Source organism: Bradyrhizobium sp. MI1.4, assembly GCF_055811315.1.
Map to the genome: position 1 here is coordinate 159,636 of NZ_JBVVPP010000009.1, position 22,831 is coordinate 182,466.

Here is a 22,831-nt window from a genome sequence, read left to right on the forward strand (position 1 = left end):
CGCCTTCTATGTCTGGACGAGATTGCGGCGATAGAGCGCCAGCAGACGCTCCCAATGCCGCTCGGCGGCGTCGCGGTGATAGACCGGACGCTTGGGGAAGGCGAAGCCGTGATGGGTGCCGGGATAGATCTCGACTTCGGCTTTGGCGCCGCTCATGCCCTGCTTCACCTTCTCGATGATCTCGGCGGGCGCGTAGATGTCGGTCTCGGCGCAGGCGAAGTAGAGTTCGGCCTTGGTCTTGGCTGCCGCCAGATGCGGGCTGTCGTCCTGGTCGGTTGCGAGCTGCGTGCCGTAGACCGAAGCGGCGGCCTTGACGCGATCGGGGAAATGCGTGGCGGCGTTGACGGCGTAGCGGCCGCTCATGCAGTAGCCGACTGTACCGATCAGCTTGGTGTTCGCGGCCGCCTGGCCCTCGGCATAGGTGAGCAACGCCCGGGTGTCGTCCATGATCATGGGGATCGTGAGCGATCCCATCAGCGCGAACATGCGCTTGCGCTCCGGCGCGTTCGGATCGGCCGGCAGCGCGCCGAGCTCCATCACGCCGGAGCGGTAATAGAGGTTCGGCAGCATCACGTAATAGCCCGACGTCGCGAGCCGGCGCGCCATGTCGCGCAGCTCTTCGCGGATCGCCGGCGCGTCCATGTAGAACAGGATGACCGGAAACGGCCCGCCGCGTTCGGGATGGCTGATGAAGGTTGCGGTGTGACCGTCCTTGGTGGGGATCGCGATCTGCTGGTCGATCATCTCGAGCGCCTTTTGTGATTCTTCTTATGCAGGGACGTTGAATACGATTGCAAGGAAACCGGGGCATGACAAGGATACCGCCGATCGGCCCTTGAACCGGCCCAAACGGATTGCCATTGTCTTCCCGCGCGTTCGCGCAGAGTTCATCGAAAGCCGCCAGGAGACCGACATGACCCAGACCAACAACCGGTTTTTCGACGAGATCGGCCGCCTGATGAACGATGCCGCCGGCGCCGCGCAGGGCGTCAAGCGCGAGTTCGACACGGTGATGCGCACCCAGGCCGAAAAATTCCTGCGCGATATGGACCTGGTCAAGCGCGAGGAGTTCGAGGCGGTCAAGGATATGGCGCGCTTGGCGCGCGAGGAGAACGAGGCCCTGAAGGCGCGCATCGCGGCGCTGGAGGCCAAGCTCGGCGGGTAACTCCGCCGGCTCCGTCCGGGCGATCCGGTTCCTTCCGGCCGCCCATTCTCCTTGTTATTTCCGCGTCTTCCGGGTAAAAGCCCGCCACGTCCGCAGCCCCCGCACCCCTGGAGGCTTGCTGCGGCGTATGCCATGGGCCGCGTTGCGGCCCATTAACTTTTGCAAAAACAAGGACTTAACGTTATGGCGACCGTCAAGGAATTGAAGGCGACCGCACGTCCGAAGAGCGGCAAGGGGGCCGCCCGGGCTGAGCGTCGCGCCGGGAGAGTGCCCGGAGTGATCTACGGCAACAACCAGCCCCCGCTGACCATCTCGGTTGACGATCGCGAACTGCGCTCGCGCATCCTCGCCGGCCGGTTCCTGACCACGCTGGTCGACATCGACCTCGAAGGCAACAAGCACCGCGTGATTCCGCGCGACTACCACCTCGATCCGGTCAAGGATTTCCCGATCCACGTCGACTTCATGCGGCTCGGCGAAGGCGCCACCATCCGCATCAGCGTTCCCTTGCACGTGGTGAAGGCTGAAGGTTCGCCCGGCGTGAAGCGCGGCGGCGCCGTGAACATCGTTGCGCACGCGATCGAGCTCGAGTGCGGCGTGGAGAACATCCCGCAGTTCATCGAGGCTGACGTCGGTTCGCTCGAAATCGGCCACTCGCTGCATCTCTCTGACATCAAGCTGCCGGCAGGCGTAAAGGCGCTGACCGCCGAGGACGCGACCCTCGTCACCATCGTGCCGCCGTCCGGCTACGCCGAAGAGCTGAAGGCCGCGGCTGCTGCTCCGGCTGCAGGTGCTGCTGCTCCGGCGGCTGGTACTGCCGCTCCTGCTGCGGGTGCTGCTCCGGCAGCGGCTGCCAAGGCCCCGGCTGCCAAGGCTCCCGCCGGCGGCGACAAGAAGAAGTAATCTCTCAAAGCTGGCGCGCGGTCCCTGATCGCGCGCCGAGCGAGGGGCGCGCCGCGTCATGCGACTGTTTGTTGGGCTCGGCAATCCCGGCCCGAAATTCGCACGTAACCGGCACAATGTCGGCTTCATGGCCGTCGACGAGATCGCGCGGCGTCATGGTTTCGCACCCTGGCGCCGCAGGTTTCAGGGCGAGACCTCGGAAGGCACGCTCGGCACCGAGCGCGTGATCCTGCTCAAGCCGATGACCTACATGAATGATTCCGGCCGCAGCGTTCAGGAAGCGGCAAGCTTCTTCAAGATCGCGCCGGGCGACGTCACCGTATTCCATGACGAACTCGAACTGCCGCCGGGCAAGGTGCGGGTGAAGATCGGCGGCGGCATCGCCGGCCACAACGGCCTGCGCTCGATCTCCGCCCATATCGGCAACGAGTACCGCCGGGTGCGGCTCGGCATCGGTCATCCCGGCGTCAAGGAATTGGTGCACGGCCATGTGCTGTCGGACTTCGCCAAAGCGGACAACGACTGGGTGGCGACGCTCTGCGACGCGGTGGCCGAGCACGTGGCATTGGTTGCCAAAGGCACGGACGCGACCTTCGCCAACAGGGTGCACCTCGCCATGCAGGCGAAGGGATTTTTGACCAAGGACGACAACGGCAAGGAATAACGCTCGTGGGATTTAAATGCGGGATCGTCGGGTTGCCCAATGTCGGCAAGTCGACCTTGTTCAACGCGCTGACCGAGACGGCCGCGGCGCAGGCGGCGAACTATCCGTTCTGCACGATCGAGCCGAATGTCGGCGAGGTCGCGGTGCCGGATCCGCGGCTCGATAAGCTCGCAGCGATCGCCAAGTCGGGCCAGATCATCCCGACCCGGCTGACCTTCGTTGACATCGCCGGCCTCGTGCGCGGCGCGTCCAAGGGTGAAGGCCTCGGCAACCAGTTCCTCGCCAACATCCGTGAGGTCGACGCCATCGCGCATGTCGTGCGCTGCTTCGAGGACTCCGACATTACCCATGTCGAAGGCAAGATCGCCCCGCTCGCCGATATCGAGACCATCGAGACCGAGCTGATGCTCGCCGATCTCGACAGCCTCGAGAAGCGCGTCGACAATTTGTCCAAGAAGGCCAAGGGCAACGACAAGGACGCCAAGGAGCAGCTCGACCTCGTCAATCGCACGCTGGTGCTGCTGCGCGAAGGCAAGCCCGCGCGCCTCGTCGAGCGCAAGGCGGAGGAGGAGCGCGCCTTCGGGATGCTCGGCCTGCTGTCGTCCAAGCCCGTGCTCTACGTCTGCAACGTCGAGGAAGGCTCGGCCGCATCAGGCAATTCGTTCTCGAAGGCGGTGCAGGACCAGGCTGCCAAGGAAGGCGCCATTGCGGTCGTCATCTCGGCAAAAATCGAATCCGAGATCGCCACCATTTCGCGCGACGAACGCGCCGACTTCCTGGAGACGCTGGGTCTCGAAGAGGCCGGCCTCGATCGCCTGATCCGCGCCGGCTACACGCTGCTCGACCTCATCACCTATTTCACGGTGGGCCCGAAGGAAGCGCGCGCCTGGACCATCTATCGCGGCACCAAGGCGCCGGGCGCGGCCGGCGTGATCCACACCGACTTCGAGAAGGGTTTTATCCGCGCCGAGACCATCGCGTATGAGGACTACGTCGCGCTGAACGGCGAAGCCGGCGCCCGCGATGCCGGCAAGCTCCGCCTCGAAGGCAAGGAATACGTCGTCGCCGACGGCGACGTGATGCATTTCAGGTTCAACACGTAAGACGCTGGAGTTCGTGCCCCGGAAGCGCCCTACCGCACCCCGCCGCCTTGATCCCTGATCGCGCCAAGATGCTCGTTGATGCGGAAGATGATCAGGATCAGCTCGGCGAGAATGCGCGAGAACACGATTCCGACGACGACGCTCGCGATCGACGACAGCAGCATCAGGAAGCCGCCGAACGGGCTGATCGCCATCATTGCGAGGCCGGAGAAGATGCCGGAGAGGCCGAACAGGCAGATCAGCGCGATCACCAGCCAGTAGAAGGTCTTGATGATCGTCGGCGTGATAAAGCGGTCCCATTGAAACAGGTCGCTGAATGAAAACATTGCTCTCCCCAGGGCAATTCAGGTGTTGTCGGGCCTTGCAAATGGATCGTGGCCCCTGCTCGATCCGACTCAAGACCGACGCCGGCGCGCCGAATGTAGCACGAGCCATGCGGGCCGGCGGGTTGAGATTGCCGCAAAGTGCGGCCACAATCTGTCGTTCCCTCAAACCTTTCCCAAGATGACCCTGACCTTCGAAGATTTCCCGCCCGGCCGGTTCGGAACATTCGGCCCGCGCCATGTCACGCGCGACGAGATCGTGGCCTTTGCCGCCGAGTTCGATCCGCAGCCGATGCACCTCGACGAGGACGCCGCCAGCAAAAGCATGCTGCGCGGCCTGTCCGGCTCGGGCTGGCATCTCTGTTCGCTGATGATGCGGATGATGGCCGACGGTTTCATCACCCGCGCCGCTTCGCTGGGATCTCCCGGCGTCGACGAAGTGCGGTGGCTGTCGCCGCTCAGACCCGGCGACGATCTCATGCTCGAAGTCGACGTCGTGGAGGCCCGCACCTCGAAGAGCCGCCCGGAGCTCGGCATCGTCAAATTCAAATGCACCGTGCGCAACGCCGGGGGTGATGCGCTGTGCGAGATGACGTCGCCGATCCTGATCAAGCGGCGCGAAGGGGCGGTCTGATGCCGTTTTTCGAGGAGATCGAGATTGGGCATCGCCGTGAGATCGGCGCCTATACGTTCACGGCCGAGTCGATCAAGACATTCGCCGCAAAGTTCGATCCGCAGCGTTTTCACCTCGACGAGGAGGAGGGCAAGAACTCCTTGTTTGGCGGGCTCGCGGCCTCGGGCTGGCACGTCGGGTCGGCCTGCATGAGCCTGCTTGTCGCCGACGGCCAGCGCCTGGCGCGGGAAGCCGCTTCGCGCGGCGAGGAGGTCGCGGTGTGGGGCCCGTCGCCGGGCTTTCGCGACCTGCGCTGGATCAGGCCGGTGCTCGCCGGCGACATCGTCACCTACGTCAACGTCGTCATCGACAAGCGCAGCTCCGCCTCGCGACCCGGTTGGGGCATCCTGACCGCGCGCACCACCGGCACCAACCAGCGCGGCGAGGACGTCTACGCCATCACCGCAACCGCCTTCGTGCCGATGCGTGTGAACGGCGGTTAGATTCGTTCCAGGATGAACGGCGAAAACAGCGCGCGAGTGTTGCCCCCGCGCTATGGACGCGATTCCGGGTGGCTGCCATAAGCCTGCGCAACATGGTTTTCCCGCGAAGCAATGCGCGGAACCATCGAGTTGCTAACCAATTATGAACCTGTCGCTGTCTATTTGAACGAACTGGGCAGAGTACAGGGGACGAGGACCATGGCAGACCGCGGCGCACTCAAGCTGGTCGGATTCATCTTTGCTACCGCGACGCTGGCCGTGATGCTGGTGGCCGGCATGGTGGTGAAGGGCTATGCCGACGGCGCCTACACCCTGGAAGCTTCGACCGTGGAAGCCGCCCGGTAAGATTTCGTTAACTCCGCGGCCTCCGCCCTCAGCGGCTATAGACGAACGCCAATGTCGCGATCGCAACCGCCAGCAAACCGACAAAACGCAGCATGATCGTGCCGAACTGGTTCGGCGCGGGCCGCAGCGGTATCGGGTCGGTGGTGTCGGGCCGAATGCTTTCCATGAAAAGTCCCCAGGCCCGGCCGCGATGGCAAGAGCGCTTGGCGTTAGTCGCCGGATGGATGCGGGAAGTTCAAACCCCTCCGCTGTTATGCCCCGCCTAAGCGGGGCATCCGGTACGCCGCGCGTCACAGTTCTAGCCTCGCTGCCTCTGGAATACTGGATCACCCGCTTTCGCGTGATGACACTTTTCGTGGGGCGCGTGCGCACCGTCACACACCCCACGAATCAAAACCGCCGCGCCCCTTTCGGAACGCGGCGGCTGGTGATGCGGGATGCAGCGATCAACTGTTGCGCAGGCCGTCGGCGGCGCGCTTCCACTGCGAGACGTTGTCGGCGATCATGCGGGTCGACTTCATCGCGGCCTGGCTGAGCTGGGCGTAGCCGGAGATCTCGCGCTGGACGCGCTGGCCTTCGGCGTGGAGCAGGTCGCGCAGGCTCTCGAGCTCGGAGATCAAATTCTCGATCTCGGCGAGGGAGGTGCCGGCGACGCGCTGGATCAGCGAGTTGACGTTGGTGACGGTGGCCTCCGCGCTCGGATCGAGCGGCGGCGCGTCCGCGGCGGTCGCTGCCGGACGGCGCAGATAGGCGATGTCGTTGCGGACGAAGTCACGGATGCCGGCTTCGACTTCCGTCACTGCGGCAAGGTTGGTGTCGATGGTCTCGGTCTCGGTGGCTTCGGTCTTTTCCGGACGCATGGCGTTCATCGTTATTCCCCTGTTCGCGTTGAGCGCAGCGCGAGTGTCCCCCGCACGACGACGTCGGTCTGGGACTAGGGCGCCGGATTTTGGCCGCAACTTGGCCGAGGTGCGGCAAGGGCGGTCCATTCGGGGGCTTTGCCGTGGCGTATGGTTACCGGAGTCTGAACGCGGCCGCCGCGCCGAAGTGAATGCGCGGCCGGTCGGTGCTCGACTCCCTCGCCCCGCAGGGGGGAGAGGCGAAAACAGCTACCAGCTCTTCTTGAAACCCGCCGTCAGGCTCTTGTTGATCGCCCCTTGCGAGGTTTCGCCGACGGAACCGGAGACGGTGACGTTGTCGAACAGCTTCTGTTCCGCGCCGACCTTGCGCAGCCATTTGTCGTCCGTGGTCGACAGCGACTGGCCCGCGGTGATGCTGGTGCCGGTATCGGTGAGAGTGACCTTGGCCGACTGCTCGGTCTCGTAATTGCGCGTGACGTGACCGCCGACGCCGGGGAGCGCCGTGGTGCCCTGCTGGTTGACGCTGTAGCCGTTCTGCAGCGTCAGCGACGTGTCGCCCGACAGCGGCACCGACTTGATCAGCGAGGCCCCGAGCTTGCTCTGCTCCGCGCCGGGATCGACGCGAGCCTCCACCGCGGTCTTGTCCCAGATCGCGCCGGCGCCCGGCGCGGTCGCGGCCGCCCAGGCGCTGCCGGACGATTGAGGCACGCTGCCGCCATTGCTGGCCTTCTGTGCCAGCAGCTCGGACATCGTCCGCGGCTCGCTCGTCACCGTCATGTCGGCGCCGATGCGGGCGTCCCAGAATGAGGATACCGACTGCTTCACCGTCACCGCCGAGGAGCCGTTGGCGTTGGCGTTCGTCGCCCAGTTCAGCCCGTCCTTGGCGGCGGCCTGCGCGCGCTTCTTGGCGGCGATGATGTCGTTGAGCGTGCCGGCGTCGATCGCGAGCTGGCCCCAGTCGAGCTTGTCAACGTCGATGCCGCTCAGCACGTCGGGGTCGTTGACGTCGGGGGCCTCCGCCGCTTCGGCGTCGTCGTCGGGCGCTGCGGCCGGGCCGGGGGAGAAGGGCGGAATGATCTGCGCCGCAACCGTCAGCACCGATCCCAAGATCAAAGCGGCCGCCAGCATCGGCAGCCTGGTCCAGCCAAACCCTGTCGCGAATTCCATCGTCCTGCCCGTCAGCCCAGTTCCCGCCGAGGATGCGGAACCATCATTGCGAAATTGTGGCGGTTCCATCAGACGCGAACCAACGGGCCGCGCGAAAGGCGCGCGCCCGATGACGAGCTTCTCCACGATTGCATCCGGCGGGGCTGGAGGCCAGGACGCGTCGTGGGGTGCTCAGCCATCGGTCCCGAAGTGCGGGGCCCGTTGGTGTTCCGTTCAGCCGACGCTGGTCATCTTCGGCAGATGAATGGCGCGGCCAAGTGCCTGCTCGACCAGATCAAACGTGTCGATCAGCACGCGCATGCTGGTGAGCTTGCCCGCCCTGAACTGGGCAAACTGCGCCACCCGCAAGCTGATCGGCTTGCTGGAATCCAGTGCGGTCAGCGAATAGCGCAGCATCGAGGCGGCGGAATCGACACCGAGCATGATGCTCTCGCGGTCGAAGCGGCGGACCTGGAAATTGTCGGCGAATTGGCGGATGACGTCGAGCACGGCGTCCTTGCCCTGGCGCGCGCCGAGGAACGGAAACATGTCGATCGGCCCATAGAGCGCCCACTCGACGTCCTCGTCGATCAGGGCCTCGATGTCCTCGAAATGCCGGTCGTTGATCGCGCGGTGCAACGCACGCGAGAAACGCCAGAGGCTGTGCTCTGTCATCTTGGGCAGTCCTGAAGCTGGCTTGCGAAAGCGAAAAACAACCCCAAGCGCACAGGAAAGGTGCCGCGGGGTCGCTCAACTCATTTGTATGCGAACAAAATACGTCAATTCGGCCAAAACGCAATTCACGTTTTCGCAATGCACAATTGATCCCGGCGTGTGAGATTTACAATAAAACCCCGCATTTTTCCCGGTCCGGGCCGGTTTGGGAGAGAGCTAACCCCCGTCCACCCGCTCGCCCACGATCAGGGGGCCGATCTCACGTTCCAGCACCTGCTGCACCAGATCGTAGGAATCGATGATCTCCCGGATCTGCGCCACCTGGCCGTGGCGAAAAGTGTAGAACACGGCCATGTCGACCTGAATGATGCGGTCGTTGCTGCGCTTCCTGAAGAACACGCGCAGATAGGCCGCGACCGTGTCCCCCTCGGCGACGATCTGCGGCACCTCGTAGCGGATCTCGGCGTATCGCTCCTGCACGGTGCGCCAGAATTCGCCGAGCTCCTGCTTGCCGTGGCACGGGCCCATGTGCGGCAGCACGTCGATCGGCGCGTGGGTGAGGAAGTCGACGTCCTCGGTGCAGCACGACAGCGCGGCCGCGAGATCGCTGCGCGAGATGGCGTCGAGCAGATGCAGCACGCGCTGGCGATTGAGCTTCTCGACCGTCATTCCGCCCGCCCTCATTGGCCGTGTGGAGTTCGCGCAAGGCTAACGCGCTGCCTCGGACACCGGCAATCCGCAAACTACAGGGAATATTGCTGACGTATGACACGCCAGCGCAATGCCAGGTTCATGGCTACAATTTATGATTGAGCGAGCGCGAGCCTTCACGAATTCGTGCAGGCGTTCGGCTGCATGGTCTAGCGAAGCATCGCGTGCGCGCGGGAACCGGGACGGGCCCGTGCCTGTTGAGAGTGCGACACCGCATCCGGAGACATCGATCCATGAAATCCCTCGCCGCCATCGCCGTACTTCTCATCTGTGGCGCGACGTCCGCCGCCAACGCCAAGGGCTGCATCAAGGGCGCCGTCGTCGGCGGCGTCGCCGGCCACTATGCCGGCCATCACGGCGTCCTCGGCGCCGCCGCCGGCTGCCTCTACGGCCGCCACCATGCCAAGGAACAGCAAGAGCAGGAGAGACAGCGGCAACAGCAGAGCCAGGTGAACGGGCAGGGCAAGCTGTAACCCCTGGTCATTCGGGGCGCGCGCGCCTTGTTCCCGCAGAGGAAATGGGCGTGACGCATCTCACATCAGGTCCCCCTGATGACGGCTAGATTCATCTGCATGTCCTCAGGGAGACGTGCCATGGCCGCCGTGGCCAGAGTCAGAAAGTCCAGCATGCACAACGCGCTCGAAGGCCTCGCACTGACCGCGACGCTGCAGAGCTTCCCGACCTTCGCCGCCGCCGCCTTCCTGCTCAAGCTGGTCGGCATCACGACCTGGTCGGCGATCCCGGCGTCGCCATCTTCGTCGTCATCGTCTCGCTCGCCCATGCGCTGCTTGCAGTGAGCTTCGGGCCGAGCTTCCCGCATTTGTTCAAGAACCGTCTACGAACCGAAGTCTTCGAGGCCCATCTGTCGCTCGCCGACAAGATCACGGCATGGCGCACCCAGCCGGTCGCCTCGCTGCAACTGATGACAACCGTGCTGCTGCTGTCGGTGATGGCGGTGGTGACGGCGAGCCTGGGGTGAGTTCGCGTTCTCATGATTCTCCGACGCCGCCATGAACAACCATGGGCGGCGCCGGCGCTCCGCGCCCCCTTACCTCTTCTTCCACCCACCCCTATGCCCCGGCGCCCCACCGCTCGACCTCGGCGATGGCCCGAACTCCGGCCCTGACTGCCTTGAATCCGTCGGCTGGATGATGCGGCTCTCGCCACCGAACGGCTTCGACGGCAGCGCGCGGTCGCCCCGATATGGCAACGATTCCGGGCCGTGCATCTCGTCGAGATGCGGCTTGTGGATTCGCGAGCCCTTGCTGCCGCTGGCCTTGAGCGCTGTGGCTGCGCTCTTGTTCTTCAGCGCGCTGACCGGCAAATTGGCGGCGTCGCCGTATTTCTTCGCGCCCGCATAGGCTCCGGCCTTGCCCTGCACCGTGCGCTGCTTGACGGTGGGATCGTCGACCACCGCGAGCTCGGTGGCGCGCAGGCGCTTGACCTCGTCGCGCAGGCGCGCGGCTTCCTCGAAGTTCAGATCGGCGGCGGCCTCGCGCATCCTCGTCTCGAGATCGCCGAGCACGGCTTCAAAATTGTGGCCGATCGAGATGACGTCGTCGGTCATGTCGTGGCCGCCGATCTCGACCAGCACGTGATCGCGCTCGTAGACGCTGTTCATGATGTCGCCGATCGACTTCTTGATGCTCTCCGGCGTGATGCCATGCGCCGTGTTGTACTCGACCTGCTTCTCGCGGCGGCGGTCGGTTTCGGCGATGGCGCGCTCCATCGATCCCGTCATCTGGTCGGCATAGAGGATCACCTTGCCGTCGACGTTGCGCGCGGCGCGGCCGATGGTCTGGATCAGCGAGGTTTCGCTGCGCAGGAAGCCTTCCTTGTCGGCGTCGAGGATCGCGACCAGCGCGCATTCGGGAATGTCGAGGCCTTCGCGCAGCAAATTGATGCCGACCAGCGCGTCGAACGCGCCGAGCCGCAGATCGCGAATGATCTCGATGCGTTCGATGGTGTCGATATCGCTGTGCATGTAGCGAACGCGAATGCCCTGCTCATGCAGATATTCGGTGAGATCCTCCGCCATGCGCTTTGTCAGCACCGTAATCAGCGAGCGATAGCCGGCCTGCGCCGTGGCCCGGACCTCGCCGACGAGATCGTCGACTTGGGTGCGGGCCGGGCGGATGTGGACCGGCGGATCAATCAGACCGGTCGGGCGAATCACCTGCTCGACGAACACGCCACCGCTCTCGTTGATCTCCCAGGCGCTGGGCGTCGCGGAGACCGCGATGGTCTGCGGCCGCATCATGTCCCATTCCTCGAAGCGCAGCGGGCGGTTGTCCATGCAAGAGGGCAGCCGGAAGCCATATTCGGCGAGCGTCGCCTTGCGGCGGAAGTCGCCGCGGAACATGCCGCCGATCTGGGGAACGGTGACGTGGCTCTCGTCGGCGAACACCAGCGCGTTGTCGGGCACATATTCGAACAGCGTCGGCGGCGGCTCGCCGGGCAGGCGCCCGGTGAGATAGCGCGAATAGTTCTCGATACCGGCGCAGCTTCCGGTCGCCTCCATCATCTCGAGGTCGAAGGTGGTGCGCTGCTCCAGCCGCTGGGCTTCGAGCAGGCGGCCCTGATCGTGGAGCTGGTCGAGCCGCATCTTCAATTCGGCTTTGATCGACTTGATTGCCTGCACCAGCGTCGGGCGCGGCGTCACATAGTGCGAGTTGGCGTAGATCTTGATGAATTCGAGCTCGTCCTGCTTGTGGCCGGTGAGCGGGTCGAACTCCTCGATGGTCTCGACGGTGTCGCCGAACAGGTTCACGCGCCAGGCACGGTCTTCATAGTGCGCCGGGAAGATGTCGATGACATCGCCGCGCACGCGAAATGTGCCGCGGGTAAAATCGGCCTGGGTGCGCTTGTACTGCAGCGCGACGAGGTCGGCGATCAGCTGGCGCTGGTCGATGCGCTCGCCCTTCTTCAGGGCAAAGGTCATCGCGGTGTAGGTTTCGACCGAGCCGATACCGTAGATGCAGGACACCGAGGCAACGATGATGACGTCGTCGCGTTCGAGCAGCGCGCGCGTCGCCGAGTGGCGCATGCGGTCGATCTGCTCGTTGATCGAGGAGTCCTTTTCTATGTAGGTGTCGGTGCGAGGGACATACGCTTCCGGCTGGTAATAGTCGTAATAGCTGACGAAATACTCGACCGCGTTGTCGGGGAAGAAGCTCTTGAACTCGCCATAGAGCTGGGCGGCGAGCGTCTTGTTCGGTGCCAGGATGATGGCGGGCCGCTGCGTCGCCTCGATCACCTTGGCCATGGTGTAGGTCTTGCCGGAGCCGGTCACGCCGAGCAGCACCTGCGAGCGGTCGTTGCGGTTGATGCCCTCGACCAGCTCGGCGATCGCGGTTGGCTGGTCGCCGCGCGGCTCATAATGCGACTTGATCTCGAAGCGCACGCCGCCTTCGGACTTTTCCGGGCGCGGCGGCCGATGCGGGGTCCACACCCTGGTGGAGCCGTCGTCCTTGCGGAACTCCGGCCGGCCCTCGCGGATCAGCGATTCCAGCGCGTCGGCGGTGGCCTTGACGCCGAGCGCCTCCATCTTGCTGCGCGGCGGACGAGCCAGGGCTTCGGCATCGTCCTCTTCCGTCGGGAGGCCGAGCTGACGCGCCAGTTCCGGATCGAGCGTCGGTATCGTGGCCGCGGTTCCGTAATGGGCCTGCGGCGCCTCGTCGAAGCCCGCGTCGCGGGCGCCGGGCGGCTGCGGATTGGGCCGCAGCGGCATTGGCCTCGTATTGTCCTGCGGAAACTCTTTCGGCGTCGAGGCCCGCGCGCGATGCGCGGCGGCCTCGCCTCCGGAGCGGCGGTCGCGCGAATTGTCCGGCGGCGGCTGCAGTCCGGTGCCCGATCCGAGCCCGGCATCGCCGCGATTGATCGCGGGATTGAGCAACTCGGCCAACGCCGGCCCGATCGGCTGCACGTCGGGGCGAGACGCCTTGGAATTCGGCGCCTTCGCGTTCGGAGCCTTGGCCTTGGGGGATTTGCCGGATTTTTCGGAGGATGCAGGTTTCTTCGCCATGCTCCGAATATGGGGCGAGTCCGCCTCGCAATAAAGAGCGAATGCCCGGCAATGCTCAGACTGCTGACAGCAGGTTGGCAGCAGGCCTTGGGATCTTGCGATCAGGCCGCCGGCAGCGGTCCCTCATCGTCCCCGGCTGCCTGACGCGGCTCGAGGATGTCGAGATGGATGCCGCCGCAATCGGTGCAGCGCATGGTCCAATACTCGCATCCGGCACGGCCGCCGATCACGCGGAGCACCGTGAGATCGCCCTCGCATTCCGGGCAGCTGGACAACACATTGCGGGTGTAAATCCTCGGCCGCGGCGTGTCTTCGAATTCGATGACTGACATGACCGATTTCCCCCTTTGACCCTGCGCCGTTCCTTGGTTCGCCTGCAGTCCCGCTCGCTTATTCGTCGTCGCTGTCGTCGGCCCGCCGGCGGAAGCGATCGATGTGGTGCTTGGCATGGGCAATCGCGGCATCGGGATCAGGCCAGGCGAAGCCGACTTCCATGGCCGGAAACAGCACGCCGTCGATGGCAACCGGGCTGAAATCGGCACGCCGGATCCGGGCGTGCCACAGCCCCTGGCCAGCTTCGAAGGATTCGATGTCAAAGCCGTCGTAAAGGGTCGTCATTGCAGTCCCCAAAATGTTTTATTCGAGCGCCTTGTTGGAGGGTCAGGGGACCACGTTTGCGGATTTCAGGATGTGAAGCCGTTCACAAGCGGCGGGCTTTTTTGCCAAAGTCCGATAGCAGCGTCAGTTCCGCGCGCTGGTGCGGCCGGGCCGCCGGACGGGACGGGCGGCGGGTTCCGACGCCGCGCGCATGATCCACCGGCGGAACGCGGCAAAGTCGCGCTGCTCGGTCTGGAAGCTGCGATAGAGCAGGTACCAGCGCATGCCCTTGGGCACCGAGAGCTCGAATGGCGCCACCAGCCGGCCGGCGGCGAGGTCGTCGTCGATATAGGGTCGGATGCCCATGGCGATTCCGAGCCCGTCGGCGGCAGCCTGAAGCGCCTGGCCGTAGAACTGGAACTCCGGTCCCCGCGCGTTGACGCGCGCGAGGTTTGCGGCCTTGAGCCAGATCGGCCAGTCCTCGGGCGAATGCGCGACGCGGATCAGGCTCGGTGCCTTGAGATCGGCCGGGCGCTTCAGCGAGGAGGCGAGGCGGGGCACGCAGACCGGCGTGAGGTCGCCGGCGAACAGCGGTTCGGCCACCAGCCTCGGCCAGTCGCCGGTGCCGAGCTGGATGCCGCAGCTCCAGTCCTCGCCGAACGGCACCGACGCGCCGCCGGTGGTGAAGCGCACCTCGATGTCGGGCTCTTCGCTGCGAAACTCCGACAGGCGCGGGATCAGCCAGCGCATCGCAAAGGTGTGGCCGATGCCGATGGTGAGCACGCGGACGCTCGAGGGCGCCGTCACCTGCGCGGTGAGGCTTGCGAGCGCATCGAAGATCGGCGTCAGCCCGCTCTGATAGGCGCGGCCCGCCTGCGTCAGCAGCAGCTTGTTGGCCTTGCGCTCGAACAGCGCGACGCCGAGCCGTTCTTCCAGGATGTGCACCATGCGGCTCACGGCGGCTGCCGATACGCTCAGCTCGAGGCCGGCCGCGGCAAAGCTGCCGGCCCGCGCCGCGGCCTCGAATGCCTTGATGCCGTTGAGAAACAGCAAGCGCCGCAAATGACCGACCCTCAGGAAAGCTGATGCCAGGCCAAGATAACTCAGTTTGCGTAGACGGGGCAAGCGGGGCACGTTTCCTTCGCTTCGCGCCGCGAGCGGGGAGAAGGTCGGGAGATTTTTACGTGACGCCCATCATGATCGCTGCCCTTGGATTGCTGATGGTCGGCACCGCGTTCCTGTCGGGGCTGTTCGGCATGGCGGGCGGGCTGATCCTGATCGGCGTGCTGCTGGCGTTAATGCCGCTGCCGACCGCGATGGTGCTGCATGCGATCACGCAGATGGCCTCCAACGGCTGGCGCGCCTTTCTCTGGCGGACGCATATCCGCTGGCGCCCGGTCGCGAACTATATGGTCGGCGCGGCCGTCGCGCTCGCGGCGTGGTCGCTCACGCGCTACGTACCGGACAAGCCGGTCGCGCTGCTGCTGCTCGGGATCACGCCGTTCATGGCGCGGCTGCTGCCCGCCAACATCAAGCCGGATCCCGACCGTCTCTGGCAGGGCACCGTCTATGGCACGATCTGCATGGACCTCATGCTGATGACCGGCGTGTCGGGGCCGCTGCTCGACACCTTCTTCCTCGGCGGCGATTTCGGCCGGCGCGAGAAGGTGGCGACCAAGGCGATGTGCCAGCTCGTCAGCCATTTCAGCAAGCTGATCTATTTCGGCGGCGTGATCGACCAGGCGGCGACGCTCGATCCCGTGCTCGCGGCCGTCGCGATCGCAGCATCCATGCTCGGCACCACGCTGGCGCGGCGCATCCTCGAAGCCATGACCGACCAGCAATTCGTGGCCTGGTCGATGAAGCTGATCACCACCATCGCCTGCTACTATATCGCCTATGGCAGCTGGCTGCTGGTCCGCACGCCGGTGCTGGCAGCCTTCGACAAGGGAGGTTTGCAATGAGCGAGACTGCCGACCCGCTGGTGCTGGACTTCGTCGAGTGGGTTGCGCGCGAGCCCCGCGCCTATGCCGAGGTGATCGCGACCTGGAAGACGTCGTGCCCGCGCCTCACCATCTGGGAAGACGCCGCCGACCGCGGCTATGTCGCGCGCGAGACGCTGCCCGGAATGGGGCTGGTGATCGCGGTGACGGAGGACGGCGAGAGGCTGCTGCGCACGAACGGGCGCTAGCTCTCCACATCCGTCGTTGCGAGCGCAAGCGAAGCAATCCAGAATGCTTCCGCGGCGGCAGTCCTGGATTGCTTCGCTTCGCGTGCAATGACGGAATACCGGGAGACCCTTTCATGTCGCTCAAACTCTTCGAACTCGTCGGCACAGACGCCTCGCGACCGTTCAGCCCGTTCTGCTGGCGCACGCGAATGGCGCTGGCGCACAAGGGCCTTTCGGCGGAAACGTTGCCCTGGCGCTTCACCGAGAAGAGCGCGATCGCGCCACATGGCTCGGAGAAGGTTCCGGTGCTGGTGCATCACGACCAGCCGGTGGTCGATTCCTGGACGATCGCGATCTATCTCGAAGACAAGTTTCCGGATCGTCCGTCGCTGTTTGGCGGCGAGGGCGGGCGCGCCATGGCACGCATGCTCAATGTCTGGGGCGACATCGCCATCGTCGGCGGCATCTTTCCATTGATCATCGCCGACATTCCCAACAATCTGGATGAGGTCGACGCCGCCTATTTCCGCCAGTCGCGCGAGGCCCGTTTCGGCGGCAAGAGGCTGGAAGAGATCATGGCCAGCCGCGATGCCGGCGTGGTCGCCTTCCGCAAATCGCTCGAGGTGATGCGGCAGACCCTCAAGAAGCAGCCCTTCATCGGCGGCGCCGCACCGAACTATGCCGACTACATCGTGTTCGGCGGTTTTCAGTGGGCGCGCGCGACGAGCCCGTTCAAGCTGCTGGAAGCGGACGACCCGGTTTACGCCTGGCGCGAAAAGCTGCTGGATGCGTTCGACGGCATGGCACGGAAGTCCCCGGGGCATCCAGTGTAGTTGTCGCGAGCCGTCTCTCCTCAACGTCGTCCTGGCGAAAGCTAGGACCCATACCGCGGACGCGGAGGGTTATGTTGCCTCCGCCGCCGCACGCAAGCACGCCCGGCACAAGCAATCCTCGCCCTTGACCGGCATCGGCAGCCGCGCCGTTTCTTCCGCGCACCAGCAGGTGCCGGAGAGGTCGCAGCCGAACTCGGCGCCGCAACGAGAGCAGGCGAGGCGGCGGGGTTGCTGCGCCGGAATGTCTTGCCGATTTGTCATGATTTGCGCAAAAGCCGGGCTGTCGTTTTCATGCCGGGTTCATCTCCCGCTGCGGTATATTAGGCCTCGCGCACGTATCGGGAAAGCGGTTGGCAGCGCGCGAAGGACATATCGATGGCCCGCGATTCGCAAGCCGCGCTCGTCGCGCTCAACCGTTTCGGCTTCGGCGCCCGCGGCGGCGCATCCGGCGATCTCATCAACGCGGCCTCCGATCCTCGCGGCTTTGTGAAGGCGGAACTCACTCGTCCCAACGGTGTGCTGCTGGAGGCGCCGGGCCTGCAATCCGCGCAGCAGCTCGGGCAGGCCGTGTTCGCCTATCAGGATCAGGTCAAGCAGGCGCGCGAGGCCGCCGCGAAGGCCGGCGCGCCGACTGAAGCGCCGTTGCAAGCGCCGGCCGATCAGAGGCCCGGACCGCGCCGCAATCTCTCGCTGAACGCCGTGGCAACCGAGATCGCCGGCCAGATGGCCGAGGCCAAGCCCGGTAACAATAAGCCGGCTGACAACAAGCCGGCGGACAATATGGCCAAGCCGGACACTATGCAGCCCAACGCGGCCGCGCCGCCTGCCGCAAAACCCGCCCCGCAGCCGCTCAACGTCATCCAAAAAACCTTTCGCGCCGAGGCACTGGCGCGGTTGCAGCGCGCGACGCTGGTCGAGTGCGGCTTCACCGAACGGCTGGTCGTGTTCTGGTCCAACCATTTCTGCATCTCCGCCAGCAAGGGCGAGCTGGCGCGGATCTGGGCCGGTGCGTTCGAGCGCGAGGCGATCAGGCCGCATGTGCTCGGACGTTTCGCCGACATGCTGAAAGCGGTGGAGCAGCATCCGGCGATGCTGTTCTTCCTCGACAACCAGCAATCGCTCGGACCGGACTCGCGCGCGGGCCAGAACCGCAAGCGCGGGCTGAACGAAAATCTCGCGCGCGAGATCATGGAGCTGCATACGCTCGGCGTCGGCGGCGGCTATACGCAGGACGACGTCACCTCGCTCGCGCGCATCATCACCGGCTGGACCTTTGCTGGCCGGCAGGGACAGCTGGGAGCGCCCGGTTCGTTCGTGTTCAACGTCAATGCGCACCAGCCCGGGCCGCAAATGCTGCTCGGCAAGAACTACGAGCCGACCGGCCTTGCGCAAGGCGAAGCCGCCCTCGCGGACATCGCACGCCATCCCTCGACCGCGAGCTTCATCGCCACCAAATTCGTCCGCCACTTCGTCGCCGACGATCCGCCGCCGGCGCTGGTGGCGCGACTGCGCGATGTCTTCATCAAGACCGACGGGGATCTCAAAGCGCTGGCAACCGCACTGGTCGATTCCGACGAGGCGTGGAAGGCGCCACTGACGAAGATGCGCAGCCCTTATGATTTCCTGGTCGCGAGCGGCCGGCTGCTCGCGCGCGTGCCGGAGGATCCCGGCGCCTATCTCAACAACCTCAATCTGCTGGGCCAGCCGCTGTGGTCGCCGGCCGGCCCGAATGGTTTCGCCGACACCAATGCCGCCTGGGCTGCGCCGGAAGGCATCAAGCTCCGGCTCGACATTGCCGCGCAAATGGGCGCGCGGCTTGGGCCCAACATCGACCCGCTCGATTTGTTGGAATTTGCCGCCGCGGATGCGGCCTCGATCGAAACGCGGCGGACCATCGAGCGCGCGGAGTCGCGGCAGCAGGCGCTGGCGCTGCTGTTGATGTCGCCCGAAATGCAGAGGAGATGATGATGATCGACTGCGTCGAGAACCGGCTCCTCACCTCGCGGCGCGGCCTCCTGCTTGGCGGCGCCTCGTTCGCGGCCTGGGCTTACTTGCCGAAATTCGCGCGCGCCGCGGATGGCCGCGATCCTCGCCTGATCGTGGTGATCCTGCGCGGCGCGCTTGATGGGCTTTCGACCGTCGCGCCCGTCGGCGATCCCGATTATGCCGGCCTGCACGGGGCGATCGCGCTCACGGCGGACGGTGCGCATCCCGCGATCATGCTCGATACTTTCTTTGCGCTGCATCCGGCGATGCCTGAGTTCGCACGCATGTATCGCGACAGGCACGCCGCGGTGATCCACGCGGTCGCGACGCCCTATCGCGACCGCTCGCATTTCGACGGCCAGGACGTGCTCGAAAGCGGCTATGCCGGCCCGGGGCGCGTGCAATCCGGTTGGCTCAACCGCGCGCTGGAAGCGCTGCCGCGCGGCGAGCGGGTGTCGAGTGCTCTTGCCGTCGGCCCGACCACGCCGCTGGTGCTGCGCGGCAATGCGCCGACCGTCGGCTGGGCGCCGGTGGCGCTGCCGCAAGCCGATGACGACACCGCAATGCGTCTGGTCGAGCTCTATCGTCACCGCGATCCCGCGCTGGCGGCTGTGCTGTCGCAGGGCCTTGCGCTGGAAAAGGCCGCGAGCGGCGACGACATGAAGCCGAAGCCGGGCAACGCGGTCGCGCAGATGCGGCAGGTCGCGCGCGGCGCCGCAAAACTGATGGCGTCCGACGACGGCCCGCGCATCGCGGCGCTCGCGTTCGATGGCTGGACACGCACGCCAATGAAGGCGGCCCTGTCGGTCGCCTCGCATTCCTGCTCGGCGGGCTCGACGGTGCGCTCGCCGAGTTCGAAAGCGGCTTAGGGGAACGCTGGCGCGACACCGTCGTCGTGGTCGCCACCGAATTCGGCCGCACCGCGCGCATCAACGGCACAGACGGCACCGATCACGGCACGGGAACGATCGCGCTGCTCGCCGGCGGCGCGGTGAAGGGCGGCCGCGTCATCGCCGACTGGCCCGGCCTCAAGCCCGCCAACCTTTTCGAGGCCCGCGACCTCAAGCCCACCACCGATCTGCGCCCGTGATCAAGGGCGTGCTGCAGGGCCAGTTCGGCCTGTCGGATCGCGTGCTGGCCGAGACGGTGTTTCCAGATAGCGCAAGCGCACGTCCGATGAAGGGGTTGGTTGCTTAACCTACGATTCCGGGGCCCGCACCTTGCGGCGCGTCCCGGAATGACGACATGATCGGCCGAACGTCAGGAGACCATCACCCATGTACATCGCCATGAACCGCTTCCGCGTCGCCAAGGGCTCCGAGGCTGCTTTCGAACAGGTCTGGCTTTCGCGCGATACTCATTTGGACAAGGTGCCGGGCTTCGTCGAGTTTCATCTGCTGCGTGGCCCCGAGCTCGAGGATCACACGCTGTACGCCTCGCACACGGTGTGGGCGAACCATGCGGCGTTCGAGGCCTGGACCAAATCGGATGCCTTTCGTGCCGCGCACGCGCGGGCCGGCGACACCAAGCCGACCTATCTCGGCCATCCCCAGTTCGAGGGCTTCGAGGTGATGCAGACGGTGGGGCGCGGCGCCAAGTAGCGCGCGCCGCCGCAAAGATCAGCCCAGCGTGATCTTGTCGATCTCCGCCATCTCCTCCGCACCGAGTTTCCACGCAATCGCCTTCACGTTCTCCTCGACCTGCGCGACGCGGGTGGCGCCGGCAATCACGCTCGACACTTGCGGGCGCGCGGCGAGCCAGGAGAAGGCGAGCTCGAGCATGCTGTGCCCGCGCGCTTTCGCAAATGCCGTGAGCTTCTCGACGATGTCCTCGTTGCGCGGCGTGACATAGCGGTCGCGTAGTGCCGGTACCTTGCCGAAGCGCGTATCGGTCGGGGCGGCCGCACCGCGCTGGTACTTGCCGGTGAGCAGCCCGCTTGCGAGCGGGAAGAACGGCAGCAGGCCGAGCTTGTACTCTTGTGCGGCCGGCAGCAGGTCTTTTTCGATGTCGCGCACCAGCAGGCTGTATTCGTCCTGGCAGGAGACGAAGCGGCTGACATTCATCGCGCGCGCGGTGAACTCGGCCTCCGCCAGGCGCCAGGCCGGAAAATTGGAATTGCCGATGTAGCGCACCTTGCCTTGACGGACGAGATCGTCGAGCGCGCGCAGCGTCTCCTCCATCGGAGTCAGCGGGTCGTAATCGTGCTGCTGATAGAGATCGATGTAGTCGGTCTTGAGCCGCGTCAGGCTCGCCTCGACTGCGTTCATGATGTAGCGGCGCGAAGCGCCCTGCTTGGTTCCGTCGGCCGCCATCGGCTTGGAGAATTTGGTGGCGAGCACGATCTCCTTGCGGCGGTCGCCGAGCACGGTGCCGAGCACCGTTTCCGAACCGCCCATGCCGGCATAGATGTCGGCGGTGTCGAACAGCGTGATGCCGAGATCGAGCGCGCCGTGGATCACCTTGCGCGAGGTCTCCAGGTCCGTGCGCTGGCCGAAATTGTTGCAGCCAAGCCCGACCGCAGACACGCGCAGGCCGGAGGCGCCGAGATTGCGAATTTCCATGGGAGATCCCCGTCGGAGATGGGCAGGGGCGCATTGTGACCGCGGTGCCCCGCCGCAGCAAGCCGTGCGCCGCGTTGCTGCCATGCTGACAAGGCTGCCGACAAGGACTGCCGACAAAAAAATGCGGCCCCTGTCAGACGCGGCGACTGACGGGGACCGCTTTGGGGCGCTTGATCGGTGACGGGGGGCTGACCAGACGCAGCTGCAGCCTAGTCCCGCTATGTTACGCGCAGGTGACAGACAGAGTTATCCACAGGCGGCGCGATCGCGAGGATCAGAAGATCTTGCGATAGACGATGAACCCGGAACGCTCGGCGACCTTGTCGTACAGGCGCTGCGCCGTCACGTTGGTCTCGTGCGTCTGCCAGTACACGCGCGGCGATCCCACGAGCTTTGCGCGCTCGTAGACGCCGTGGATCAGCGCCGAGCCGACGCCCTTGCCGCGCGCGGCCTCGGTCGTGAACAGGTCCTGCAGATAGCAGGACGGCTCGATCGCGGTGGTGCTGCGGTGAAACAGGTAATTCGTCATCCCGAGCAGGCGGCCGTCACTCTCGGCGACCAATCCGTGCACCGGCTCATAGGCATCGAAAAAGCGCTGCCATGTCACGCGCGTGATTTCGGGCGAGAGCGCGGTCGGACCGGAGCGGCCGTAGAAGGCGTTGTAGCCGTCCCACAGCGGCAGCCATTGATCGTAGTCCTGCCTGGTGACGGGGCGAATGGTGAGCGACATATGAAATTCCCGCGATCGATGAGGCGTCATTCATACGTGATGATGGACGTGCTGATCAATCGCGCATCACTCCGCGACGCGCAGATACCGGATCAGCTTGCGCCCTGCGGGATCGCGCAGCGAGCGGTAGTAGTCGGCGCGGGACGGCGCATCGGTGTGGCGCACGAGGTCGGTCACCGGCGTGTAGCTCAGCATGCGGCCGCCGTCGGGCAGCGCGGCACAGACGAAGCGCAACACCTCGCCATTGCGCAAGGCGATGTTGATCGGCGTGGCATCGCCGATCCGGACCATCTCCATGCGCTGAGCGATGAAGGTGCCGAGTTCGTCCTCGGGCAATTCGAACGCGCCGGTGTCGCGGCCGTGATACATCAGCGCGACGAACGGCGGCTTGCCGTCGGCGATGTCGTCCGGCACCGCAAAATAATCGCGGAACGCGCGGTTGATGAATTCGGCGCGCGTCTCGGCGTCGAGCAGCACGATGCCGATGTCGACCTGGTCGAGCGCGGCCGACAGCCGCGCGGCGATGGCGTGACTCCGACGCTCGGCGGCAAACGTGCCGAGCAGCCGCTGGCGCATCAGGCCGGTGATGCCTGCGGTGCCCGCGGCCGTCGCGGCCAGGAGGCCGAGCTGGATCATATCCGCCGTGGTAAGGCCTGCAACGCCGTGCCGGCTCAGGAGCAGCAGTGCCGCGCCGATGACGGCGATGGCTGCGCTGGCGACGGCGGAAGCGGGACCCGAGAGCGCGCCGGCGAGCGCCACGATGCAGACGAGCAGCGGCGCGGGGGAGGAAGCGGGGACGAAGCGATCGAAAAACATTGTCAGCAGCAAAGTCGCTGCCGTCAGCGCCGGACCGGAGATCGCACGCCATCCCAACCGCATGGGCCTGTCTCGCTCCTTCGTGAACGAGGTAAGGCGGCAA

Annotated in this window: 30 protein-coding genes and 1 pseudogene; 16 read left to right on the forward strand and 15 right to left on the reverse strand. The window is 65.5% G+C overall.

Annotation, left to right across the window (positions count from 1 at the left end):
- Positions 1 to 6 precede the first annotated feature (6 nt).
- The gene (locus AC0L23_RS13495; RefSeq protein WP_085350060.1) at positions 7 to 744 is read right to left on the reverse strand and encodes a dienelactone hydrolase family protein; all 738 of its coding nucleotides are present in this window, start codon (positions 742 to 744) and stop codon (positions 7 to 9) included.
- Between the two features lie 169 nt (positions 745 to 913).
- Here AC0L23_RS13495 and AC0L23_RS13500 point away from each other — a divergent pair, with 169 nt between their 5' ends.
- From AC0L23_RS13500 to ychF, 4 genes are all read left to right on the forward strand, one after another.
- On the forward strand, positions 914 to 1,165 hold the full coding sequence (locus tag AC0L23_RS13500) for an accessory factor UbiK family protein (RefSeq protein ID WP_007596812.1): 252 nt from the start codon (positions 914 to 916) through the stop codon (positions 1,163 to 1,165).
- A 183-nt stretch (positions 1,166 to 1,348) separates the two neighbouring features.
- Positions 1,349 to 2,068 (forward strand): 50S ribosomal protein L25/general stress protein Ctc, encoded by a 720-nt coding sequence (locus tag AC0L23_RS13505; RefSeq protein ID WP_085358102.1) that lies wholly within the window; start codon positions 1,349 to 1,351, stop codon positions 2,066 to 2,068.
- Between the two features lie 58 nt (positions 2,069 to 2,126).
- Positions 2,127 to 2,732 carry an aminoacyl-tRNA hydrolase gene (gene pth, locus AC0L23_RS13510; RefSeq protein WP_085358104.1) on the forward strand — a complete coding sequence of 202 codons (606 nt, stop codon included), beginning with the start codon at positions 2,127 to 2,129 and terminating at the stop codon, positions 2,730 to 2,732.
- A 5-nt stretch (positions 2,733 to 2,737) separates the two neighbouring features.
- Positions 2,738 to 3,835: a redox-regulated ATPase YchF gene (gene ychF / locus AC0L23_RS13515; RefSeq protein ID WP_026232547.1), complete on the forward strand. Its 1,098-nt coding sequence runs from the start codon at positions 2,738 to 2,740 to the stop codon at positions 3,833 to 3,835.
- Positions 3,836 to 3,864: 29 nt separating this feature from the next.
- On the opposite strand, the gene AC0L23_RS13520 is transcribed toward ychF, so the two are convergent.
- Complete coding sequence (locus tag AC0L23_RS13520; protein WP_018453524.1) at positions 3,865 to 4,161, reverse strand: DUF4282 domain-containing protein; 297 nt, start codon at positions 4,159 to 4,161, stop codon at positions 3,865 to 3,867.
- Between the two features lie 178 nt (positions 4,162 to 4,339).
- Between AC0L23_RS13520 and AC0L23_RS13525 the strand changes: the two genes are divergently transcribed.
- The 3 genes from AC0L23_RS13525 (at position 4,340) to AC0L23_RS13535 (ending at position 5,619) form a co-directional block, all read left to right on the forward strand.
- The gene (locus AC0L23_RS13525; protein WP_018453525.1) at positions 4,340 to 4,792 is read left to right on the forward strand and encodes a MaoC family dehydratase; all 453 of its coding nucleotides are present in this window, start codon (positions 4,340 to 4,342) and stop codon (positions 4,790 to 4,792) included.
- Positions 4,792 to 5,274 carry a MaoC family dehydratase gene (locus AC0L23_RS13530; protein WP_018453526.1) on the forward strand — a complete coding sequence of 161 codons (483 nt, stop codon included), beginning with the start codon at positions 4,792 to 4,794 and terminating at the stop codon, positions 5,272 to 5,274. Before AC0L23_RS13525 ends, AC0L23_RS13530 begins: the two co-directional genes overlap by 1 nt.
- A gap of 198 nt (positions 5,275 to 5,472) precedes the next feature.
- Positions 5,473 to 5,619, forward strand: a complete 147-nt coding sequence (locus AC0L23_RS13535) for a hypothetical protein (protein ID WP_007596790.1) — start codon at positions 5,473 to 5,475, stop codon at positions 5,617 to 5,619.
- A 28-nt stretch (positions 5,620 to 5,647) separates the two neighbouring features.
- On the opposite strand, the gene AC0L23_RS13540 is transcribed toward AC0L23_RS13535, so the two are convergent.
- The 5 genes from AC0L23_RS13540 to AC0L23_RS13560 all read right to left on the reverse strand — a co-directional run bounded on the left by AC0L23_RS13540 (position 5,648) and on the right by AC0L23_RS13560 (position 8,969).
- Positions 5,648 to 5,785: a hypothetical protein gene (locus AC0L23_RS13540; protein ID WP_018453527.1), complete on the reverse strand. Its 138-nt coding sequence runs from the start codon at positions 5,783 to 5,785 to the stop codon at positions 5,648 to 5,650.
- A gap of 280 nt (positions 5,786 to 6,065) precedes the next feature.
- Positions 6,066 to 6,488, reverse strand: a complete 423-nt coding sequence (locus AC0L23_RS13545; RefSeq protein ID WP_018453528.1) for a hypothetical protein — start codon at positions 6,486 to 6,488, stop codon at positions 6,066 to 6,068.
- A gap of 240 nt (positions 6,489 to 6,728) precedes the next feature.
- Positions 6,729 to 7,646, reverse strand: coding sequence for a hypothetical protein (locus AC0L23_RS13550; protein ID WP_198957603.1), 918 nt, complete (start codon positions 7,644 to 7,646; stop codon positions 6,729 to 6,731).
- 213 nt (positions 7,647 to 7,859) lie between these two features.
- Positions 7,860 to 8,300 (reverse strand): nuclear transport factor 2 family protein, encoded by a 441-nt coding sequence (locus AC0L23_RS13555; RefSeq protein WP_018453530.1) that lies wholly within the window; start codon positions 8,298 to 8,300, stop codon positions 7,860 to 7,862.
- Between the two features lie 216 nt (positions 8,301 to 8,516).
- Positions 8,517 to 8,969 carry a nuclear transport factor 2 family protein gene (locus AC0L23_RS13560; RefSeq protein WP_085350057.1) on the reverse strand — a complete coding sequence of 151 codons (453 nt, stop codon included), beginning with the start codon at positions 8,967 to 8,969 and terminating at the stop codon, positions 8,517 to 8,519.
- 275 nt (positions 8,970 to 9,244) lie between these two features.
- On the opposite strand from AC0L23_RS13560, the gene AC0L23_RS13565 reads away from it, so the two are divergent.
- The 3 genes from AC0L23_RS13565 (at position 9,245) to AC0L23_RS13575 (ending at position 9,990) form a co-directional block, all read left to right on the forward strand.
- Positions 9,245 to 9,484, forward strand: coding sequence for a hypothetical protein (locus tag AC0L23_RS13565; protein ID WP_018453532.1), 240 nt, complete (start codon positions 9,245 to 9,247; stop codon positions 9,482 to 9,484).
- Between the two features lie 120 nt (positions 9,485 to 9,604).
- Complete coding sequence (locus AC0L23_RS13570; protein ID WP_231190249.1) at positions 9,605 to 9,808, forward strand: hypothetical protein; 204 nt, start codon at positions 9,605 to 9,607, stop codon at positions 9,806 to 9,808.
- A complete protein-coding gene (locus tag AC0L23_RS13575; protein WP_240543162.1) occupies positions 9,805 to 9,990 on the forward strand; it encodes a hypothetical protein in 186 nt (61 codons plus the stop codon). Before AC0L23_RS13570 ends, AC0L23_RS13575 begins: the two co-directional genes overlap by 4 nt.
- Positions 9,991 to 10,059: 69 nt before the next feature.
- Here the strand turns inward: AC0L23_RS13575 and uvrB are convergent, their stop codons facing one another.
- The 4 genes from uvrB to AC0L23_RS13595 form a co-directional block, all read right to left on the reverse strand.
- A complete protein-coding gene (gene uvrB, locus AC0L23_RS13580) occupies positions 10,060 to 13,035 on the reverse strand; it encodes an excinuclease ABC subunit UvrB (protein WP_317245542.1) in 2,976 nt (991 codons plus the stop codon).
- Positions 13,036 to 13,136: 101 nt separating this feature from the next.
- Positions 13,137 to 13,367 carry a hypothetical protein gene (locus tag AC0L23_RS13585; protein WP_018453534.1) on the reverse strand — a complete coding sequence of 77 codons (231 nt, stop codon included), beginning with the start codon at positions 13,365 to 13,367 and terminating at the stop codon, positions 13,137 to 13,139.
- 58 nt (positions 13,368 to 13,425) lie between these two features.
- Positions 13,426 to 13,653, reverse strand: a complete 228-nt coding sequence (locus tag AC0L23_RS13590; RefSeq protein ID WP_007596778.1) for a hypothetical protein — start codon at positions 13,651 to 13,653, stop codon at positions 13,426 to 13,428.
- Between the two features lie 123 nt (positions 13,654 to 13,776).
- Positions 13,777 to 14,694: a LysR substrate-binding domain-containing protein gene (locus AC0L23_RS13595; RefSeq protein WP_473357009.1), complete on the reverse strand. Its 918-nt coding sequence runs from the start codon at positions 14,692 to 14,694 to the stop codon at positions 13,777 to 13,779.
- 122 nt (positions 14,695 to 14,816) lie between these two features.
- Between AC0L23_RS13595 and AC0L23_RS13600 the strand changes: the two genes are divergently transcribed.
- The 3 genes from AC0L23_RS13600 to AC0L23_RS13610 all read left to right on the forward strand — a co-directional run bounded on the left by AC0L23_RS13600 (position 14,817) and on the right by AC0L23_RS13610 (position 16,635).
- Positions 14,817 to 15,596 carry a sulfite exporter TauE/SafE family protein gene (locus AC0L23_RS13600; RefSeq protein WP_085360580.1) on the forward strand — a complete coding sequence of 260 codons (780 nt, stop codon included), beginning with the start codon at positions 14,817 to 14,819 and terminating at the stop codon, positions 15,594 to 15,596.
- Complete coding sequence (locus AC0L23_RS13605; RefSeq protein ID WP_018453537.1) at positions 15,593 to 15,823, forward strand: hypothetical protein; 231 nt, start codon at positions 15,593 to 15,595, stop codon at positions 15,821 to 15,823. The genes AC0L23_RS13600 and AC0L23_RS13605 overlap by 4 nt, the downstream gene beginning before the upstream one ends.
- A gap of 113 nt (positions 15,824 to 15,936) precedes the next feature.
- Positions 15,937 to 16,635: a glutathione S-transferase family protein gene (locus tag AC0L23_RS13610; protein WP_085360578.1), complete on the forward strand. Its 699-nt coding sequence runs from the start codon at positions 15,937 to 15,939 to the stop codon at positions 16,633 to 16,635.
- Between the two features lie 69 nt (positions 16,636 to 16,704).
- On the opposite strand, the gene AC0L23_RS13615 is transcribed toward AC0L23_RS13610, so the two are convergent.
- A complete protein-coding gene (locus AC0L23_RS13615; protein ID WP_083926324.1) occupies positions 16,705 to 16,896 on the reverse strand; it encodes a cysteine-rich CWC family protein in 192 nt (63 codons plus the stop codon).
- 114 nt (positions 16,897 to 17,010) lie between these two features.
- Here AC0L23_RS13615 and AC0L23_RS13620 point away from each other — a divergent pair, with 114 nt between their 5' ends.
- From AC0L23_RS13620 to hmuQ, 3 genes and pseudogenes are all read left to right on the forward strand, one after another.
- Positions 17,011 to 18,600, forward strand: a complete 1,590-nt coding sequence (locus AC0L23_RS13620) for a DUF1800 domain-containing protein (RefSeq protein WP_473357010.1) — start codon at positions 17,011 to 17,013, stop codon at positions 18,598 to 18,600.
- A 2-nt stretch (positions 18,601 to 18,602) separates the two neighbouring features.
- Positions 18,603 to 19,711: pseudogene (locus AC0L23_RS13625) on the forward strand (DUF1501 domain-containing protein).
- 187 nt (positions 19,712 to 19,898) lie between these two features.
- Positions 19,899 to 20,222 carry a heme-degrading protein HmuQ gene (gene hmuQ, locus AC0L23_RS13630; protein ID WP_007596764.1) on the forward strand — a complete coding sequence of 108 codons (324 nt, stop codon included), beginning with the start codon at positions 19,899 to 19,901 and terminating at the stop codon, positions 20,220 to 20,222.
- Positions 20,223 to 20,240: 18 nt separating this feature from the next.
- Here hmuQ and AC0L23_RS13635 read toward each other — a convergent pair whose 3' ends face one another.
- The 3 genes from AC0L23_RS13635 to AC0L23_RS13645 form a co-directional block, all read right to left on the reverse strand.
- The gene (locus tag AC0L23_RS13635) at positions 20,241 to 21,182 is read right to left on the reverse strand and encodes an aldo/keto reductase (RefSeq protein ID WP_018453541.1); all 942 of its coding nucleotides are present in this window, start codon (positions 21,180 to 21,182) and stop codon (positions 20,241 to 20,243) included.
- A gap of 274 nt (positions 21,183 to 21,456) precedes the next feature.
- Positions 21,457 to 21,912: a GNAT family N-acetyltransferase gene (locus AC0L23_RS13640; protein WP_085348803.1), complete on the reverse strand. Its 456-nt coding sequence runs from the start codon at positions 21,910 to 21,912 to the stop codon at positions 21,457 to 21,459.
- A gap of 66 nt (positions 21,913 to 21,978) precedes the next feature.
- Entirely contained in the window at positions 21,979 to 22,791 is an 813-nt protein-coding gene (locus AC0L23_RS13645; protein ID WP_085360574.1) for a PAS-domain containing protein, read from the reverse strand.
- Positions 22,792 to 22,831 lie beyond the last annotated feature (40 nt).

Coding starts and splice junctions, on each gene's coding strand:
- AC0L23_RS13495 (WP_085350060.1), bottom strand. CDS start 744: ATGATCGACCAGCAGATCGCGATCCCCACCAAGGACGGTCACACCGCA.
- AC0L23_RS13500 (WP_007596812.1), top strand. CDS start 914: ATGACCCAGACCAACAACCGGTTTTTCGACGAGATCGGCCGCCTGATG.
- AC0L23_RS13505 (WP_085358102.1), top strand. CDS start 1,349: ATGGCGACCGTCAAGGAATTGAAGGCGACCGCACGTCCGAAGAGCGGC.
- pth (WP_085358104.1), top strand. CDS start 2,127: ATGCGACTGTTTGTTGGGCTCGGCAATCCCGGCCCGAAATTCGCACGT.
- AC0L23_RS13520 (WP_018453524.1), bottom strand. CDS start 4,161: ATGTTTTCATTCAGCGACCTGTTTCAATGGGACCGCTTTATCACGCCG.
- AC0L23_RS13525 (WP_018453525.1), top strand. CDS start 4,340: ATGACCCTGACCTTCGAAGATTTCCCGCCCGGCCGGTTCGGAACATTC.
- AC0L23_RS13530 (WP_018453526.1), top strand. CDS start 4,792: ATGCCGTTTTTCGAGGAGATCGAGATTGGGCATCGCCGTGAGATCGGC.
- AC0L23_RS13535 (WP_007596790.1), top strand. CDS start 5,473: ATGGCAGACCGCGGCGCACTCAAGCTGGTCGGATTCATCTTTGCTACC.
- AC0L23_RS13540 (WP_018453527.1), bottom strand. CDS start 5,785: ATGGAAAGCATTCGGCCCGACACCACCGACCCGATACCGCTGCGGCCC.
- AC0L23_RS13545 (WP_018453528.1), bottom strand. CDS start 6,488: ATGAACGCCATGCGTCCGGAAAAGACCGAAGCCACCGAGACCGAGACC.
- AC0L23_RS13550 (WP_198957603.1), bottom strand. CDS start 7,646: ATGGAATTCGCGACAGGGTTTGGCTGGACCAGGCTGCCGATGCTGGCG.
- AC0L23_RS13555 (WP_018453530.1), bottom strand. CDS start 8,300: ATGACAGAGCACAGCCTCTGGCGTTTCTCGCGTGCGTTGCACCGCGCG.
- AC0L23_RS13560 (WP_085350057.1), bottom strand. CDS start 8,969: ATGACGGTCGAGAAGCTCAATCGCCAGCGCGTGCTGCATCTGCTCGAC.
- AC0L23_RS13565 (WP_018453532.1), top strand. CDS start 9,245: ATGAAATCCCTCGCCGCCATCGCCGTACTTCTCATCTGTGGCGCGACG.
- AC0L23_RS13570 (WP_231190249.1), top strand. CDS start 9,605: ATGGCCGCCGTGGCCAGAGTCAGAAAGTCCAGCATGCACAACGCGCTC.
- uvrB (WP_317245542.1), bottom strand. CDS start 13,035: ATGGCGAAGAAACCTGCATCCTCCGAAAAATCCGGCAAATCCCCCAAG.
- AC0L23_RS13585 (WP_018453534.1), bottom strand. CDS start 13,367: ATGTCAGTCATCGAATTCGAAGACACGCCGCGGCCGAGGATTTACACC.
- AC0L23_RS13590 (WP_007596778.1), bottom strand. CDS start 13,653: ATGACGACCCTTTACGACGGCTTTGACATCGAATCCTTCGAAGCTGGC.
- AC0L23_RS13605 (WP_018453537.1), top strand. CDS start 15,593: ATGAGCGAGACTGCCGACCCGCTGGTGCTGGACTTCGTCGAGTGGGTT.
- AC0L23_RS13610 (WP_085360578.1), top strand. CDS start 15,937: ATGTCGCTCAAACTCTTCGAACTCGTCGGCACAGACGCCTCGCGACCG.
- AC0L23_RS13615 (WP_083926324.1), bottom strand. CDS start 16,896: ATGACAAATCGGCAAGACATTCCGGCGCAGCAACCCCGCCGCCTCGCC.
- AC0L23_RS13620 (WP_473357010.1), top strand. CDS start 17,011: ATGGCCCGCGATTCGCAAGCCGCGCTCGTCGCGCTCAACCGTTTCGGC.
- hmuQ (WP_007596764.1), top strand. CDS start 19,899: ATGTACATCGCCATGAACCGCTTCCGCGTCGCCAAGGGCTCCGAGGCT.
- AC0L23_RS13635 (WP_018453541.1), bottom strand. CDS start 21,182: ATGGAAATTCGCAATCTCGGCGCCTCCGGCCTGCGCGTGTCTGCGGTC.
- AC0L23_RS13640 (WP_085348803.1), bottom strand. CDS start 21,912: ATGTCGCTCACCATTCGCCCCGTCACCAGGCAGGACTACGATCAATGG.
- AC0L23_RS13645 (WP_085360574.1), bottom strand. CDS start 22,791: ATGCGGTTGGGATGGCGTGCGATCTCCGGTCCGGCGCTGACGGCAGCG.